The following is a 15,347-nucleotide window of genomic DNA, read 5'->3' as shown; positions in this document are numbered from 1 at the left end:
CGGCCCGGCGTCCGGGATCAGAAGACGTCCGACGGGACGTAGGTCCCCCAGACCTCCCGCAACGCGTTGCACACCTCGCCCACGGTCGCCCTGGCCCGTAGCGCCTCCTTCATCGGGTACAGGACGTTGTCCTCGCCCTCGGCCGCCTTCTTCAGGGCGGCCAGGGCGGCGTCGACCGCCTGCTGGTCGCGTTCCGCGCGGAGCCTCGCGAGGCGTTCCCACTGCTGGGCCTCGATGGCGGGGTCGACACGAAGGGGCTCGTAGGGCTCCTCCTCGTCGAGCTGGAAGCGGTTGACGCCCACGACCACCCGCTCGCCGGAGTCGGTCTCCTGGGCGATGCGGTACGCGCTGCGCTCGATCTCGTTCTTCTGGAAACCCTGCTCGATGGCGGACACCGCGCCGCCCAGGTCCTCGACCCGCCGCATCAGATCGACGGCCGCCGCCTCCACGTCGTCCGTCATCCGCTCGATGACGTAGGAGCCGGCGAAGGGGTCGACCGTCGCCGTCACGTCCGTCTCGTAGGCCAGCACCTGCTGGGTGCGCAGGGCCAGGCGGGCCGACTTGTCGGTGGGCAGCGCGATGGCCTCGTCGAAGGAGTTGGTGTGCAGGGACTGGGTGCCGCCGAGGACCGCCGCGAGACCCTGGACCGCGACCCGGACCAGGTTCACCTCCGGCTGCTGGGCCGTCAGCTGCACACCGGCCGTCTGGGTGTGGAAGCGCAGCATCAGTGACTTGGGGTTCCGGGCGCCGAACTCGTCCCGCATCACCCGCGCCCAGATACGGCGGGCGGCGCGGAACTTGGCGACCTCCTCCAGCATCGTCGTACGGGCCACGAAGAAGAAGGACAGACGCGGGGCGAAGTCGTCGACGTCCATGCCGGCCGCGACCGCCGTGCGCACGTACTCGATGCCGTCCGCGAGGGTGAAGGCGATCTCCTGTGCCGGGCTCGCCCCGGCCTCGGCCATGTGGTAGCCGGAGATCGAGATCGTGTTCCACTTCGGGATCTCGGCCCGGCAGTACTTGAAGATGTCGGCGATCAGCCGCAGGGACGGCTTAGGCGGGAAGATGTACGTCCCGCGCGCGATGTACTCCTTCAGCACGTCGTTCTGGATCGTGCCGGTGAGCCGGTCCGCCGGGATCCCCTGTTCCTCCGCCACCAGCTGGTAGAGGAGCAGCAGCAGGGCCGCAGGCGCGTTGATCGTCATCGACGTCGACACCTTGTCCAGCGGGATCCCGCCGAACAGCACCCGCATGTCGTCGATCGAGTCGACGGCCACGCCCACCTTGCCGACCTCGCCGTGCGCGATCGGGGCGTCGGAGTCGTGACCCATCTGCGTGGGCAGGTCGAAGGCGACCGACAGGCCCGTGGTGCCGTGGGCGATCAGCTGCCGGTAGCGGGCGTTGGACTCCGTGGCCGTGCCGAAGCCGGCGTACTGGCGCATCGTCCAGGGACGGCCGGTGTACATGGAGGGGTACACGCCGCGGGTGAAGGGGTACGAGCCCGGCTCGCCCAGTTTCTCGGCCGGATCCCAGCCGGACAGCGCGTCCGGCCCGTAGACCGGCTCGATCGGCAGTCCGGACTCCGACTCACGCGCCATGGTGTGCCTCCCGTGGACCGTTGCCTTCTGTGTCCAACCATGCCGCGTAGTTCGCGACCGGTCACGTGCGGGGAACATCTCAGGTGACATCGGGGTGGCCGGTGTGAGACGCCGGGGGTCGGGATGCGTACCAGAGGCATGGGGATGGGGAGAACGAATGCCGTACTCGCCGCGGGAGCCGCGTTCGCCGTGCTGCTGTGCGGTTGCACGGTGCAGTCCTCCGGCGGGGAGCGGCGCTCACCGATACGCATAGAGCTCCCGGACGGCACGCCGTCCCCGAAGTCGGCCCCGGCCGACGACAAGCCGGGCCGGACGCCCGAGCCCGCCGCGCCCGCCGTGCTGTGGCAGCGGGGCGACACGGGCCGGGACATACGCGAGCTCCAGGCCCGGCTCCGGCAGCTCGCCTGGCTCTTCGACGGGCCGACCGGGACCTACGACGATCTCACCGAGCGGGCGGTCGAGGGCTTCCAGGGCAAGCGCGGCCTTCCGCAGACCGGGAAGACCGACGAGGTCACCTGGGAGCGGCTGCTGCGGATGACCCGCGAACCCGGCAAGTGGGACCTGTATCTGATGGGCGGGCAGCCCGCCGACGCGCCGGACGCCCGCTGCCTGACGGGCCGGGCGCTGTGCATCAGCAAGTCGAGCCGGACCCTGCGCTGGATGGTCGACGGGCGGACTGTCGCGACGGTTCCGGTGCGGTTCGGGTCGCAGTACACACCGACCCGGGAAGGTGTGTTCACCGTCTACTGGAAGTCACGGCACCATGTGTCGACGCTCTATGACTCCCCCATGCCGTACGCGATGTTCTTCAGCGGCGGCCAGGCGGTGCACTACTCGTCCGACTTCGCCGCCAGGGGCTATGGGGGCGCCTCGCACGGTTGCGTCAATGTGGCGGACGAGCCGGCGATCAAGGAGATGTTCGCGCAGGTGCGGACCGGCGACAAGGTCGTCGTCCACTGGTGAGGCGCGGACGGTGGATATGGGGCGCGGGCGGGACCGGGGGAACGTGTCCCGCCCGCGCCGATGCACGAGCCGCAGGTACGGGGGGAACCCCGGCTCTGTGCGACGGCCGATGACCAGTCGGCTCACTCTCATCAGCGCCGCCGCGGCCGAAAACGTCACTCTGTGGCCGAAGAAATTTCCACGAACCACGAAATCGCAGGTCAGCGACGTGCGACGGAGGAGGGGGTCAGCGGGGTCCGGTCCGACAGGAAACCGGCCACGGTCGACGGGAGCTGCGCGGCGCCGTTGGTGCGGTGGCCGTCGCGAGCACGGGAGTGGTCCTCGTCCTCGTCATGGCCGCGGCCCTTGCCGTGGCCGTTCCCGTGTCCCTTGCCCTGGTCCCTGTCTCTGTCCTTCTCCTCGTCCCGGCCGTCGTCGCCCTTGTCCTTGCCCTTGCCCTCGCCGCCGCCCTCGTCGCCCTGCTGGGACCGGGTGCTCTCGCCTGCGGCGGACAGGACGTTCTTGCAGTACTTCGGCACACGTGCGGGACTGCCCGCCGCGCCCTCCAGGGTGCGCCGGCGGTCCAGGGGCAGCGGCTTGCCGTCGCGCAGGTCGCGGCAGTAGGAGGTGACGGCCTTCCACCGGCCGCCGGACCGGTCCCGGTCCCCGGAGGCGGACTCGTGGCCCGCGGCCGGGCCGCCGGGCGTCACGTTCTCGGGGGCGCCGGTGTCGGTGGAGCCCTTCGAGCCGTCGTCGGGGGTGGGCTCGTCCTGCGCACCGGTCCGCGGGGAGGGTGAGATGAGCGGCCGCTCGGTGGGTACCTGCGCCGGGACGGTGGCGGCCGGGCGGGCCGGTTCGTCCGAGTCGAACGGCGTCGGCAGGACTCCGGTTCCGGCCGCGACCGCCACCCCGCCGACCATGCCGACGGCCAGCGCGGCGGCGAGGCCGAGCCGTACGGGACGGGTCCAGCGGGGGCGACGGACGGTGCGCCCGGGGGTGCCGATCCGGACGAGCCCGACGTCGGAGACATCGGAGGCGTGCGGGCCGGGACGGTCGCCGACGGCGGCGGACGCGTCCTCCCGCTGTGCGCGGGCCGCCCGGAAAGCGGCCAGCGCGGCGGCCTCTCCGGGGAGTTCCTCGCTGGTCAGCGGGGGTTCGACGGTCAGCGACTCAAGCGTCTTGGCGAGCCGTTCGGCCTGGTCGCGGTCGACGGCATCGACAGCCTCTAGTGGCTCTCCGCTCAGCAAACGCTCCGCCGTTTCGCGGTCCAGCCATCTGTACAGCTCGTCGGCCATCACACATCCTTCTGCGTCCGCGAACGCGTATGCGTCACACTCGCGGACGTCACCGCACGGCCGCGCGGTTCTCGCTGGGGAGGCAGGGCATCGAGCACCCCGGCCGATTCCGGATCGTCGCCGAGCAGCTCCGCGAGCCGCTTCAGTCCTCGGTGCGCGGCGGTCCGTACGGCACCCGGACGCTTGCCCAGGGTCTCCGCGGCCGTCTTGGCGTCGAGCCCCACCACCACACGCAGGACGACCGCCTCGGCCTGGTCCTGCGGGAGCCGGGAGATCAGGGAGAGGGTGCCGTCGGTGGCCAGCGCCTCGATGGCCTCGCCCGCGGTGTCGGACTCGGCGGCCTTCCCGGTCAGCTCGGTCTCGTCGCCGCCGATCGCGGGCCGACGGCCCCGCATGCGTATGTGGTCCAGCGCGCGGTTACGCGCTATCCGGGCCGCCCAGCCGCGGAAGCGGTCCGCGTCCCCGCTGAAACGCTCCAGGTCACGCGCTATCTGCAGCCATGCCTCCGACGCGACGTCCTCGGCGTCCGGGTCGCCGACCAGCGTTCGCACGTACCCGAGCAACCGCGGGTGCACGGAGCGGTACACAGTCCGGAACGCGGTCTCGTCCCCGTCCTGTGCCGCAAGCACCGCGGCGGTCAACTCCGCGTCGTCCCCCAGCACTGGATACCTCAATTGGTGGTTGCGGTGCCAAGACCGCAGGTCGTTGCGGTGGTCATACACCCTCCGCGTCCGGCGCGAAAGGCACGTTACGGCCTGAAACCACTGCTCGTCCATGTCCGTACAACATGCAACTACCCCGGAATCCGCGATGTGTCCGCCCAGGTGTGACAGAAAACGCAGTCATGACGCTGTAGAAAGTACGGGCCGCCGCGCGGCCCGTGCCGTGCGACGGCCGGGGCCTCTCCTGTGGGGGGTGGCGGCCCCGGCCGTCTCGCGCATGACCCGCTCTGCCCGGTCGGCATCGAGATCTTGACCACCCGGCAGCCCTGCGAGGCGCGCGATTCCCACCTTCCCATCAACATCAAGGCCCTGGTCCCGCCTGGCTGACCAGGCGGGACCAGGGTCCCTGCTTCGTGCGTCCCTCGTCCAACTTGGGGTTGGGGCTACTTGATGTAGACGAGGCCGTCGGTGGTGATGGTGGGACGGCCGCTGGTGCCGACCACGACGATCTTGACGGTGTGCTGGGCGCTGCTGGACCAGGTCTTCGTCCAGATCGCCTGCCGGTAGAGGGTGGTGGCGGACTTCAGGTCGACCGTGCTGACCTTGACGCCGTCGACGTAGACGTATGCCTGACCCGAGGTGGAGGCCCGGGAGACCACCCAGGAGGCGGAGCGGCCGGTGAAAGTCCAGGCGAGGCTGGCACCCTTGGAGCCGCTGGAGTACGACTTGCCGCCGAGGTAGCTGGTGGAGGAGCGGCTCGTCCAGCTGCCGGACTTCACCGCCGAGGTCTCCTGCAGGATCACCGGTGTGTAGGAGGCGGAGGCGGTGCGGGAGTTGCCGGCGTAGTCGAACGCCTGCATCGACCAGGTGGCGGCCGTACCGGAGTTGGCGGTGCGGTTGGCGGTGGTGATGGTCGGGCCGTAGGTGGCGGCCGTCGGGGACACCAGCTTCACCTCGCGCAGCGCCTTGTCGTCGATGGCCTTCCAGCCGAGGGTGACCGGGACCGCGGTGGTGTTGACGGTGCCGGTGCGCAGGGAGAGCTTCGGCGTGGTGGTGAAGGTCGGTGCGGTCGTCTCCGCGACGACGTTCAGGGCGGCCGTGGTCACGGTCTTGCCGGACTGGTGCACCGCCCGCACCGCGACGGTGTGGCTGCCCAGGGCCAGTGTGGTGTTGACGGAGGTGGCCGTGCCGGCGGTGGTGGCGACGGTGTTGCCGTCGACCAGCAGCTGGAAGCTCTTGATGAGCGAGGACGGGGTGGTGGCCGCCCACTTCACGCTGAGGGCGCCCTTGGTGTAGTACGTGGCGTTCGAAAGGCCCGCGCCGGCGAGCGAGGTCACCTTCAGCCCCTGCACCGGGCCGGCCGCCCAGGTGCGGATGGTCGGCAGTTGGGCGTAGAGGGAGTTGCCGGGGCACTGGGTGTTGTAGCCGTCGCGGTGGGCGGAGATCCGGTTGAAGGTGTACTGGGTGCCCGCGGTGAAGCTGGTGCCGAAGTAGTTCTTCTGGCTCGCCCCGGCGGTGAGCTGCACCGTGCCGGCCGGGTCGGCGCCGTACTGGCCGAGCTTCCAGGCGGCCACGCGGGCGACGGAGGTCAGCGCGGTGTTGGAGGCGCTGGTGGAGGTGTATTCGCCGAGCACCGCGATGCCCGCGGATTCACGGTTCCAGCCGTAGGTGTGAGCGCCGAGCACCGGCAGGTCGACACCGCCCTTGCGGCCCTCGAAGACGGTGCCGCACTTGTCGACGAGGAAGTTGTAGCCGACGTCGTTCCAGCCGTTGACCTGCGTGTGGTACGCGTAGATGCCGCGCACGATCGACGCCGAGTCGGCGCAGGAGTAGTCGTTGGCCCCGTCGGTGTGGTGGACGAAGACGGCCTTCACATCGGCGTTGTACTCCGACGGGTCGGGGCTGAGCGACTCGTCGGCGCCCCAGCCGGCGCGCGAGGTCATCGGCGGCTTGGGCACGGTGGACGGCGGCGCGGTCGGTGTGGTGGCCGACGGGCTCGGCGAGGTCGAGGGGGACGCGGATGCCGAGTCGGTGGGCGTCGCCGTGGCCGTGGTCTCGGTCGGCACCGGCGACGTGGTGGTCTGGCTGTCCGTCGGCGTGACGGTCGTACCGTCGGTGGGTGTCGTGGAATCGGTGGGCGTAGCCGCCGGGCTGCTCTCCTCGGCGACGAACGCCGCCGGCTCGGTGGCCTTGGTCTCGGCGTCGGTCACCACGCCCGGATCGACCAGGTTGACCTGAAGCCCCTTGGGCAGCGCGCCCGTGGTGCCGTCCTCGTGGACGACCTGGACCTGGACGCCGTCGGAGGCACCGACCCACAGCGGCTCGGACGCGCCGCGCATCCCGGCCTCCGGGTCCTCCGGCGGATCGATGTTCACCTCGAGGCCCTGCCAGGCACTCCACTCGCCGCTCTCCAGGTCGCGGGTGCGCACCTGCGCCGTGCCGTCGAGCCGCTTGACGGCACCTGTCCAGGAGACGCCGACCAGTGAGAACTGCTCGGTGTCCGTGCGCGGGAGTTCCCGCTTGCCGCCCGCGGTCCCCTTCAGCGCGAGGTCGTAGACCTTCACCGGTCGTTTGGCCCTGCCACCCGCGCCCGGATCGGCGGACGGGCTGGCAACCGCGTAGGTCACCACACCCCCGCCCCCCAGGACCACGGCGCCGAGCGTCAACCATGCCCGGCGCTTCAAGCTCAACGGTCTGTACGCACGCGTCGTACGACGACTCACGACGAATCCCACCCCAGTAAAAGGCCCAAAGCCGCTAGAAGGCGCAAGGCCACGAAGAAAGTCACCTGAGGCACACCCGACTCACAGGTGGCCGTCCCTAACAGCGGGCCGTGGCGGGGAAACATCACTCGGTTCGTGATCTTGGTGACGCAGATCACTTGTCACCCGGCGTCGGAATCGGCCGGCGCGACCGCCGCGCCGCGCGGGCCTGACGGATACACCGGGGCGCGCGAGGTCGGGGTTCTTCCCGGGGCTCAGCTCTTCTGGCCGTTTTCGGGGGCTTTGTCGGCCTGGTCGCCGCGCACACCACTGTCCGCGTTGCCCGCGCCGCCGCCCCCGCTGTCCGCGCCGCTCTCCCCGCTGCCCGAGCCGCCCTCCGCGCTGCCCGCACCGTTCTCCGCATTGTCGGCGCCGTTCGTCGCACCCGCGGCGCCGCCGCCCGGTGTGGCGGCCGAGCTCGGCTTGTTCCTCGCCGCCCGCGCCAGCTGCTCGGCGCAGTACGCCGCCACCTTTTCCTCGCCGCCCGCCGCGGTGACCAGCCGCTGCCAGGCCGTGGAGTCCAGGGCCTGGCCGCCGTCCTTGACCTGGTCGTAGGCGCGGCACTTGGCCTCGGTGTCCTCCGCGGTGGCCGGATGGCCGGGCTTCGCGGAGCCGGCGCCCGGCGTCGACTGCGCGGTCGCCGGACGGTCGGGGGCGCCGGCGGACGGAGTGGGCCTGGCCTTGTCGTCTGCGGGCGCGTCCGAGGAGCCGGACGAGCCGATCGCGGCGACCGCCACGCCGCCCAGCGTGAGGCTCGCGAGGAACAGGGACAGCGTGGTCCTCACCGACAGCGCGAGGCGTCGCTGCTCGCGGGGCCGCCAGTCGTCCCGGCGCCGGGTGCGCGCCCGCAGTGCCCCCGCTTCCCGGGCGGCACGGAACGCGGCGACGGCCCGCTGCTCGCCCTCCAGGTCCGGTCGGAGCCCGCGCAGTACGGCGGCGGAGAGCAGCGCCTCCAGCTCGGCGTCGTCGAGCGCCACGACATGACCGGAGGCGGGGCCGGAAACCGTGCCGTCAGGGTGCACACGCCGACGGCCGGGGGACCCACCGCCGCTCTGCTGCTCACCCATGTCCGTTTCCCGTTCCTGTCCGACCTGCTTGGTAGGCCTTTGTTGCTCTTGTGACTGCGCGTGTTGCTTCTGCGACTGCGCAATCCGCGCAACCTGCGTGACTTGTGTGACAGCTGTGACTCACGAGCTCATAGAGCCTGTACGTCTCTCACGCCCCGTACGACTCACCGCACACCCGGCTTCGTCTCAACGAAGCGCCGGTGTACCGCCCTGGCCGCCGCCGTCGCCCTCACTGTTCATTTCGATTCCCCCAGCGTCCGGGGGCCGTCATCCGTCACACTTGCGACGCCCAGCTGCTGGGCCAGGCGCTTCAGCCCCCGGTACGCGGCCGTCCGCACCGCGCCCGGGCGCTTGCCGAGGACACGGGCGGCGGAGGGGGCGTCGAGGCCGACCACCACCCGCAGCAGCACGGCCTCGGCCTGGTCCCGCGGCAGCGCGCGGACCAGCTCCAGGGCGGCCTCCGTGGAGATCGACTCCAGCGCCTGGTCGTGCGTGCTGTGCGGGCCGGGCAGTTCCAGTACGTCCTGCTCCAGCACCGACGACCGGGGCCGCACCTTCTGCCTGCGCAGATGGTCCAGCGCCCGGTGGCGGGCGATGGTCGCGGTCCAGCCCCGGAACCCGGCACCGTCGCCCTTGAACCGGCCGAGGTCCCGGGCGATCTCCAGCCAGGCGTCGGACGCCACGTCCTCCGCGTCGTCCCCGACCAGCCCGCGCAGAAACCCCAGCAATGCCGGCTGCACGAGCCGATAAGCCACGGCGAACGCGGCCTCGTCGCCTTCCTGGGCCCGCGCGACGGCCGCGCCCAACTCCCCGTCGTGCGCACGCACGCGGCGGGGTTCGCCTCGCTGGCCCAAGAACTGTCCTCATCCGTACCGGTTCGTGGCGAATCCGCACCTTTCGATGCGGCCACCCTTTCCCACGTCCCTCCACGCTCAACAGCGCCCGAGCGCACAGAAGTGTCACAGGAGGCCCGCACGACACCCTCACCCGGCCCGTCCCACGCGGCGGCAACCGGAACTCACGACCGGTCGCCTACAACCATTGCGCGCCACCGGCAGTCACAGACGCCGCGACCTTCGCACAGCCCCGTCACAGCGAGGGCATACGAGGCGCGCCGCCCATATAGAGCTTAGATAAAGGGATATAACGCCATGTCAATCCGCAGCCCGTATCGCTCCCTTCGCGGCATATCCGCCGTCGTCGCCCTGCTCGCGATCGGTGCGGTGGGATGCTCGGATGTCTCGGACGCCGTCGACAGCGCCAAGGACGGCGCGAAGAAGGTGGCCCGCCAGCGTTCGGTGTTCTCGCTGGCCACCGGGGACTGCTACAACCCGAACAGCAAGGGCGAAGGCACCGAGGTGCTCGTCGAGATCGTGCCCTGCGCCGAGGCGCACACGGCCCAGGTCGTCGGCGATTTCAAGATCGACCAGGGCTCGGCGTACCCCGGCGACGACGCGATCTCGGCCATCGCCGACGAGCGTTGCCCCGTCGAGGCGGGGAAGTTCGCCCCGGACACCTGGGCGCTTCCCAAGGGGGTCGCGATCTTCTACTACACCCCGACCAAGGAGAGCTGGACGACGGGTGACCGCGCCGTGAGCTGCACCTACACCCATGAATCGGGCACGTTCACCGGCTCGTTGGACACCGCCAAGTCCCTGAAGCCCGAGCAGAGCACGTTCCTGACGGGTTCCAACGGGGTCTACGACGCGCTGTGGGCGAACCAGTCCGAGAAGGACAACGTCGAGGAGGACCTGAAGGGTTACAAGGCGCAGGCCAAGGCCGTCGCCGCCGCCCTCGACACACACCTCAAGGGTCTGAAGGGCATCGAGGGCACGGAGGTCGGCAAGCTCCGCGAGCAGTTGACGAAGACCGCCGAGCACTGGAGGAAGGCCGCGAACGCCGCCGACGCCGACGCGTTCTACATCGCCTACGACTCCGCCTTCAGCGGCATCGACCCGAACAAGACGGTCGCCGCCCGCAAGGAACTGGGCCTGGCCACCACCGTCCCGGCCGACGACGCCGAGGTCTGGGCGGGCTGACGCCCCTTCGGAACAGCGTCATCGGCCGGCGGCCGGATCACCGGCAGACGCTGACGCCGTAACCGCCGACGTCACCTGACCCGGCCGGGACCCCGCCCATTCACGGGGTCCCGGCCCGGGTCATGTCCACACCGACGCCCTACGACCGCGTCGCGTCCCGGCACAGCAACCGCAGCGAACCCTCGCCCGCGAAACACCGCCGCGCCTCGTCGATCGGATCCCACAGCCGCCCGTCGGGCGTACGGATCCAGTGGTCGCCGCCCGTCGCCCACCACTCGGCGCCGTTCTGACGGGCGATCACCTCACCGGCGTACGCGCCGAAACCGCGCAACGTGTTCTCCACCGCGTCGTACGGAGTCCGCTCGCGGCGCAGGCTCTCGATCATCCGGTCGACCCGCCACAGGCTCTGCTCCGAGTAGTCGAGCCGCAGCCGGGCTCCCTCGCGCATCGTCGCCACCGCGTCCGCCGCCCACCGCACCGGCTTGGTCGCGGCTGCGGGCCTGGTCTCAGCTTGAGTCGTCACATCCTTGAAGAGCGTGTCCGACCAGCGATTCGTCACCCGGATCCGGGGGCTTCCCGGGACCGGTGCAGGACCGCCCCACCTCGCCCCCACGACAGTCACAGGACTCCCGCAGGATGCGGGTTTACGGCGGAGTGACGCTTCGCCGCTCCCGTGCGCTCCACTCACTGATGAGCATGTACTTCCATCTGCGCGCGGTGCCGCCCTCGGCCCTGCGCAACAGCGCGACCTGGTTCCAACGTCTGTTCGAGGACGACTGGAACACCGTGCGGGAGCGGATCGGCCGGCATCGCGAGGAGGTGCTCGACAAGCTGTACGGCGACGTCGAGCAGCTCTACTGCGGCATCCCCCCGAACCACGCCCCGGAAGGCCCCCGCACCCAAGTGGTGCTCGGCGGCGGCCCGGTCTTCCACACCGACCCGGCCCTGCCGCCGTTCCTGCTGCTCACCGCTTCCCAGGTGGGCGGGGTCGCCGAGTTCCTCAAGGGAGCCGACTTCGACGACCTGTGGCGGCGCGCGCGCATGCGGCTGCTGCGGCCGTACGACGCACCCGACGCCGAGCCCGAGTTGCGCGGCCTGTTCGCGGCGACCCACCGCGATCTGACCGCCTTCTACTCACAGACGGCCGAGTACGGCGACGCGGTGGTGAAGTGGCTGCTGGACTGACCGTGACGGCGCGGCCCGGGCGTCAGCTGCGGCCCCGGGCCCGTCGCGACACCACCGCCCGCAGCACCCGCCGCCCCTCCGTCGACACCTCCAGCGCCCGGCGCAGCCCGCCCGCGCCATGCCCGGCGAGCAGCTCCAGGACGCTGATCTGGCGGCGCAGTTCGGCGGCGACGAGCGGCGACATGCCCTCCGCACGGCCCACGGCAGGCGACCCACCCGTCCGAACGGAGTCGAGGGCCTCGGGCGGGGCGCCGTCCGAGGAGATGTCGTCCTGCGCGGGGTCGAGCAGCCGGTGGATCTGCAGCGCGGCGAGGGAGCAGGCGTCGGCCCAGATCCGCGCCTCGGCGGCGGACCGTACGGCGGGGGCGGCGGCCAGCATCCGGCGTGCGAGCAGCGCGGCCTCGTCCTCCACCACCTCGTCGTCCACGATCTCCGCGACGCCCAGCTTGCCGCGCACCTGATCCAGCAACTCACCCCAGGCGGCGGGGTCCCCGCCGGCCGCGAGGTTCGCCCACAGCGGCCGCAGCGCCTCGTCGTCACCGCCGAGCAGCGGTACGCAGCGATCCAAACAAGCCAACCCGCTGGCGGCCAGCCCGCGCTCGTCGGCCTGAGCGATCAGTTCCACCAGGCTCATCCACGCCTCCCTAAGCGGGTGAGTTGTGAGGGTCGGGGCCCCCGCACAGGCCCCTGGCAGGCCCGTCCTTAACGGAGCCCGCACCTCCCCTTACTGCGTGCGACGACCCCGGAGTGTCACAGGGGCACGACGCCGAGCCGGTCGAGCAGACGGAAGAAGAGGTTTTCGGCCAAAGGGTCCGCTTCAGCGCCGAGTACGTCGACCACCGACCCGGCGTTCACCTCGTGCCCGGCCTCGGCGGCCCAGGCGACGGCCCGCGCGGCGGCGTCGGGGGGTTCGAGGAAGTAGTCCTCCAGCGTGAGGCCCTCGTCCGAGATGCCGAGCCGGTCGGCCATCGCGGCCCGCGCGAGACAGGTCGTCCACGCCCCGCTCTCCGGAGCCGCCGCCTCCACCACCACCGACGCGCTGTCCATGACGTATCCGAAGAGCGCGGGCGCGCCGGTCTCGCGGGCCAGGTCGTTCATGTTGCCGAGCTCGCCGTCCCCGCTCGGGTACTCCCACACCTGCCAGCCGTCCGGCGCCTCCTCGCGCAGGGTCAGCCCCTCGGCGCCCGCCAGCGCGTCCAGCTCCGCCAGCGGCCGCTCACTGCGGCCCACGACGAAGTACCCCCAGTAGCCCATCCCGGTCCCCCCTGGCTGCTTGGTTCGGCTCGGGCCGAATACACCACAATCGCACAGGGATTCGCAGCCGTACGGGTCAATCCGCGGCTCGGTCCAGCCGGTCCGCGAGCGCCCTGAACTCGGCCCAGGTCAACTGCGGCTCACCCGCGTCCCACAGCTTCTGCACGGTCGCCCGCAGCGGCATCCGGATCCCCGCCGCGACCTGCGCCTGTGTCTGGGAGTTCGCGAGATCGCACCACACGGCGAAGGACCCGCCGAGGATCTGGGCGTCGTACCGGGCCGCCACGGCCGTCGTCCCCCGCAGGACCCGCGGCGTCCACTGCTCGTAGATCCGCTCGCCGGTCGGGTAGACGAAGGTCTGCGGCTGCCCGAGCACGTAGTAGAGGAACTCGTCGTTGTAGTTGATGACCTTCCGCCCCGTGCTCAGATACGCCACCGGCAGCCGGGCCCCGATCTCCTTGCCCGTCCAGTAGGCCACCTGGATGTCCTTGTCCGGCTGGACGGAGGTGTCCTGGAAGAACCCGTCGTTCCACGCCCGCGGCGTGCGGTCGCGGGGGCGGACGGTGTCGGCGCGGTCGTTGAGCCATCCGGTCGCGAGGTCGGCGACGCCGGCGCCGGAGCCGTAGGTCTTCCGGGCGGCGGTGGCGAGCTGCGGGTAGGACGCCTCGGGATCGGAGACGACCAGCGCCTGGTACTCGTCGCCGCCGAGGTGCCACTGGCTGCCGGGGAAGAGGCCGGCGTACTCCTTCAGCAGGTCGTCGACGATCTCGGCGGACTCGGGCTTGGAGATGTCGACGGCACCCCGGGTCGCCACACCGTTCACATTGCGCAGCTGCAGATCCGGGTGCGCGGCGATGACGGCACCGAGATGCCCGGGCGAGTCGATCTCGGGCACGATCGTGATGTGCCGACTTTCGGCCAGCTGGATGATCTTTCTGACCTGCGCCTTGGTCAGATGCTGCTGGGACACGATCTCGGGATGCGAGTCGGACTCGATACGAAAGCCCTGGTCGTCGGAGAAGTGAAGCCCCAGCTGGTTGAACTTCAGATCGCCCAGCTCCCGCACCCGGTCCTCGATCCAGTCCGCGGTGAAGTGCTTGCGGGCGATGTCGAGCATGAACCCGCGGACCGGCTTGGCGGGCTCGTCACGCACGACGCCCTCCGGAGCCGTACCGCCGTCGTGCACCTCCTGCTTGAGCGTCCGGGTCCCGTAGAAGACCCCCGCCTCGCCCGGCGCGCTGATGGCCACCTGCCCACCGCGCACCGTCATGGTGTACGACTCGGGGTCCGCGCCCTCGTCGTCGTTCAGCGCCAGCCGTACGTCCCCGGCGCGCACGTCGTCCTTCTGCCCGGCGTACGTCAGCCCCAGCTCACCGGCGATCAGCTGCCCCTCGTCGGCGAGCCCCGAGTCGCTCACGACGACCCGCTCCCCGGCGGCGGGACGCCAGCCGGGGCCACGGGCCGCGGTGTGGGAGCGCACGGCCGGGATGGTCTTGGGGGCCTGCGAGAGCGGGTACGAGCGGGTGGGTGAGGGGGCGGGGCTGGCCGCGCCCGCGGAGGGCGAGGTGCCCGGCGCGGACCGCCGCTGCTCGGAACCGGCCGACGACTCTCCGTCGTCACCGCCGACCAGGAGCCCGATGCTCACTCCGGCCCCGACCGTCACGACGAGCACCGCGACGATCAGCACCCACGTCTGCTTCAGGACGCTCTTCGCCGGTGCCCCGCGCCTGTGCTTGTGCTGACTCACGGCGCCAACCTAGGCCCTGTGCGCGCCCTGGGCCGTCCACCACACGCTCCGAAACTCTCCCGTTCGGCTGAAATTCGGGCATCCGTCGGACACCTCATGCCCACACTCGGTAACGTGGCGCCACTTCTCCCCCAAATTCCCCTGCCGAAACCCACGTGACGCCCACACACCTTCCCGGCCGAGTCGCCATACCGTCGCTGCCCGAGCAGACCCGCACTCCACCGTCCCCGGACGCGCTGGAGCCCTTCAACACCGCCCCCGCCGACGAGCTCCGACGCACCCTGCTGGCCTGTCTGAACAGCCCTCGCTGGGCCGACCGCATCGCGGCCCACCGCCCCTATCCCGACGTCGAGTCCCTGCTGGCCGCGTCCGACGAGGCGGCGTACGACCTGGCGCCGGGCGATCTGGCGGAGGCGCTGGCAGGAGAAACGTTGCCGGTGCTGCCGGAGGGGGCGTACGGAGCGGCCCATACGGCACTCAATGCGGCGAATGCCGCATACGAGGCAAGGTTCGGACACGTGTTCGTCATCTGCCTGGACAACCTGGCACCGAACGAGGCCCTGGACCACGCACTGGCAGGCATCCGGTCACGATTGGCAAACGATCCGGAGGAGGAACGGGTCGTGGCGGCAGAGGAACTCCGCCGCCTGGCGAAGGGACGATTGCTGCACGCCCTCAGGGGCGCGGAGAACGGCGCGACCAGCCCGCACGGCGCCGTACTCGGCCATTAGCGGGACAACCCGTCCCATTAGCCGCCAATACCCCATCCGCGTGCCACTTTGATCACATACCTTGA

The 15,347-nt window shown here is 71.0% G+C and carries 14 protein-coding genes; 4 read left to right on the top strand and 10 right to left on the bottom strand.

The window, feature by feature from the left end; genetic code table 11:
- Positions 1–17: 17 nt before the first annotated feature.
- Positions 18–1,598 (bottom strand): acyl-CoA mutase large subunit family protein, encoded by a 1,581-nt coding sequence (locus ACZ7NC_RS12610; protein ID WP_471487449.1) that lies wholly within the window; start codon positions 1,596–1,598, stop codon positions 18–20.
- Between the two features lie 144 nt (positions 1,599–1,742).
- On the opposite strand from ACZ7NC_RS12610, the gene ACZ7NC_RS12605 reads away from it, so the two are divergent.
- The gene (locus tag ACZ7NC_RS12605) at positions 1,743–2,561 is read left to right on the top strand and encodes a L,D-transpeptidase family protein (RefSeq protein ID WP_471487447.1); all 819 of its coding nucleotides are present in this window, start codon (positions 1,743–1,745) and stop codon (positions 2,559–2,561) included.
- Between the two features lie 200 nt (positions 2,562–2,761).
- Here the strand turns inward: ACZ7NC_RS12605 and ACZ7NC_RS12600 are convergent, their stop codons facing one another.
- The 5 genes from ACZ7NC_RS12600 to ACZ7NC_RS12580 form a co-directional block, all read right to left on the bottom strand.
- Complete coding sequence (locus tag ACZ7NC_RS12600; RefSeq protein WP_471487445.1) at positions 2,762–3,835, bottom strand: hypothetical protein; 1,074 nt, start codon at positions 3,833–3,835, stop codon at positions 2,762–2,764.
- Positions 3,835–4,497: an RNA polymerase sigma factor gene (locus ACZ7NC_RS12595; RefSeq protein ID WP_471487443.1), complete on the bottom strand. Its 663-nt coding sequence runs from the start codon at positions 4,495–4,497 to the stop codon at positions 3,835–3,837. The genes ACZ7NC_RS12600 and ACZ7NC_RS12595 overlap by 1 nt, the downstream gene beginning before the upstream one ends.
- A gap of 443 nt (positions 4,498–4,940) precedes the next feature.
- Positions 4,941–7,181 (bottom strand): peptidoglycan recognition protein family protein, encoded by a 2,241-nt coding sequence (locus ACZ7NC_RS12590; protein ID WP_471487442.1) that lies wholly within the window; start codon positions 7,179–7,181, stop codon positions 4,941–4,943.
- Between the two features lie 293 nt (positions 7,182–7,474).
- A complete protein-coding gene (locus tag ACZ7NC_RS12585) occupies positions 7,475–8,326 on the bottom strand; it encodes a hypothetical protein (RefSeq protein WP_471487441.1) in 852 nt (283 codons plus the stop codon).
- Between the two features lie 236 nt (positions 8,327–8,562).
- Positions 8,563–9,180 carry an RNA polymerase sigma factor gene (locus ACZ7NC_RS12580; RefSeq protein ID WP_471487440.1) on the bottom strand — a complete coding sequence of 206 codons (618 nt, stop codon included), beginning with the start codon at positions 9,178–9,180 and terminating at the stop codon, positions 8,563–8,565.
- Positions 9,181–9,477: 297 nt separating this feature from the next.
- On the opposite strand from ACZ7NC_RS12580, the gene ACZ7NC_RS12575 reads away from it, so the two are divergent.
- Complete coding sequence (locus ACZ7NC_RS12575; protein WP_471487438.1) at positions 9,478–10,365, top strand: septum formation family protein; 888 nt, start codon at positions 9,478–9,480, stop codon at positions 10,363–10,365.
- A 139-nt stretch (positions 10,366–10,504) separates the two neighbouring features.
- Here the strand turns inward: ACZ7NC_RS12575 and ACZ7NC_RS12570 are convergent, their stop codons facing one another.
- Positions 10,505–10,888 carry a hypothetical protein gene (locus ACZ7NC_RS12570; RefSeq protein WP_471487436.1) on the bottom strand — a complete coding sequence of 128 codons (384 nt, stop codon included), beginning with the start codon at positions 10,886–10,888 and terminating at the stop codon, positions 10,505–10,507.
- Between the two features lie 167 nt (positions 10,889–11,055).
- On the opposite strand from ACZ7NC_RS12570, the gene ACZ7NC_RS12565 reads away from it, so the two are divergent.
- The gene (locus ACZ7NC_RS12565) at positions 11,056–11,550 is read left to right on the top strand and encodes a DUF1877 family protein (protein ID WP_471487435.1); all 495 of its coding nucleotides are present in this window, start codon (positions 11,056–11,058) and stop codon (positions 11,548–11,550) included.
- A 22-nt stretch (positions 11,551–11,572) separates the two neighbouring features.
- Here the strand turns inward: ACZ7NC_RS12565 and ACZ7NC_RS12560 are convergent, their stop codons facing one another.
- The 3 genes from ACZ7NC_RS12560 to ACZ7NC_RS12550 all read right to left on the bottom strand — a co-directional run bounded on the left by ACZ7NC_RS12560 (position 11,573) and on the right by ACZ7NC_RS12550 (position 14,551).
- Entirely contained in the window at positions 11,573–12,184 is a 612-nt protein-coding gene (locus tag ACZ7NC_RS12560) for a hypothetical protein (protein WP_471487434.1), read from the bottom strand.
- 116 nt (positions 12,185–12,300) lie between these two features.
- Entirely contained in the window at positions 12,301–12,804 is a 504-nt protein-coding gene (locus ACZ7NC_RS12555) for a hypothetical protein (RefSeq protein ID WP_471487432.1), read from the bottom strand.
- A gap of 76 nt (positions 12,805–12,880) precedes the next feature.
- A complete protein-coding gene (locus tag ACZ7NC_RS12550) occupies positions 12,881–14,551 on the bottom strand; it encodes a beta-N-acetylhexosaminidase (RefSeq protein ID WP_471487431.1) in 1,671 nt (556 codons plus the stop codon).
- Positions 14,552–14,706: 155 nt separating this feature from the next.
- On the opposite strand from ACZ7NC_RS12550, the gene ACZ7NC_RS12545 reads away from it, so the two are divergent.
- Positions 14,707–15,282 (top strand): 2-oxo-4-hydroxy-4-carboxy-5-ureidoimidazoline decarboxylase, encoded by a 576-nt coding sequence (locus tag ACZ7NC_RS12545; RefSeq protein WP_471487430.1) that lies wholly within the window; start codon positions 14,707–14,709, stop codon positions 15,280–15,282.
- The last annotated feature ends 65 nt before the right edge of the window (positions 15,283–15,347 follow it).

The organism is Streptomyces sp. NPDC111802 (assembly GCF_055634335.1).
The sequence above is the reverse complement of the archived record's forward strand: the minus strand, read 5'-3'. Positions and strand labels throughout refer to the sequence as shown.

Bases quoted from the DNA above. Each gene is read 5' to 3' on its own strand.
- ACZ7NC_RS12605 (WP_471487447.1), top strand. From the start codon at position 1,743: ATGGGGAGAACGAATGCCGTACTCGCCGCGGGAGCCGCGTTCGCCGTG.
- ACZ7NC_RS12600 (WP_471487445.1), bottom strand. From the start codon at position 3,835: ATGGCCGACGAGCTGTACAGATGGCTGGACCGCGAAACGGCGGAGCGT.
- ACZ7NC_RS12575 (WP_471487438.1), top strand. From the start codon at position 9,478: ATGTCAATCCGCAGCCCGTATCGCTCCCTTCGCGGCATATCCGCCGTC.
- ACZ7NC_RS12565 (WP_471487435.1), top strand. From the start codon at position 11,056: ATGAGCATGTACTTCCATCTGCGCGCGGTGCCGCCCTCGGCCCTGCGC.
- ACZ7NC_RS12560 (WP_471487434.1), bottom strand. From the start codon at position 12,184: ATGAGCCTGGTGGAACTGATCGCTCAGGCCGACGAGCGCGGGCTGGCC.
- ACZ7NC_RS12555 (WP_471487432.1), bottom strand. From the start codon at position 12,804: ATGGGCTACTGGGGGTACTTCGTCGTGGGCCGCAGTGAGCGGCCGCTG.
- ACZ7NC_RS12610 (WP_471487449.1), bottom strand. From the start codon at position 1,598: ATGGCGCGTGAGTCGGAGTCCGGACTGCCGATCGAGCCGGTCTACGGG.
- ACZ7NC_RS12585 (WP_471487441.1), bottom strand. From the start codon at position 8,326: ATGGGTGAGCAGCAGAGCGGCGGTGGGTCCCCCGGCCGTCGGCGTGTG.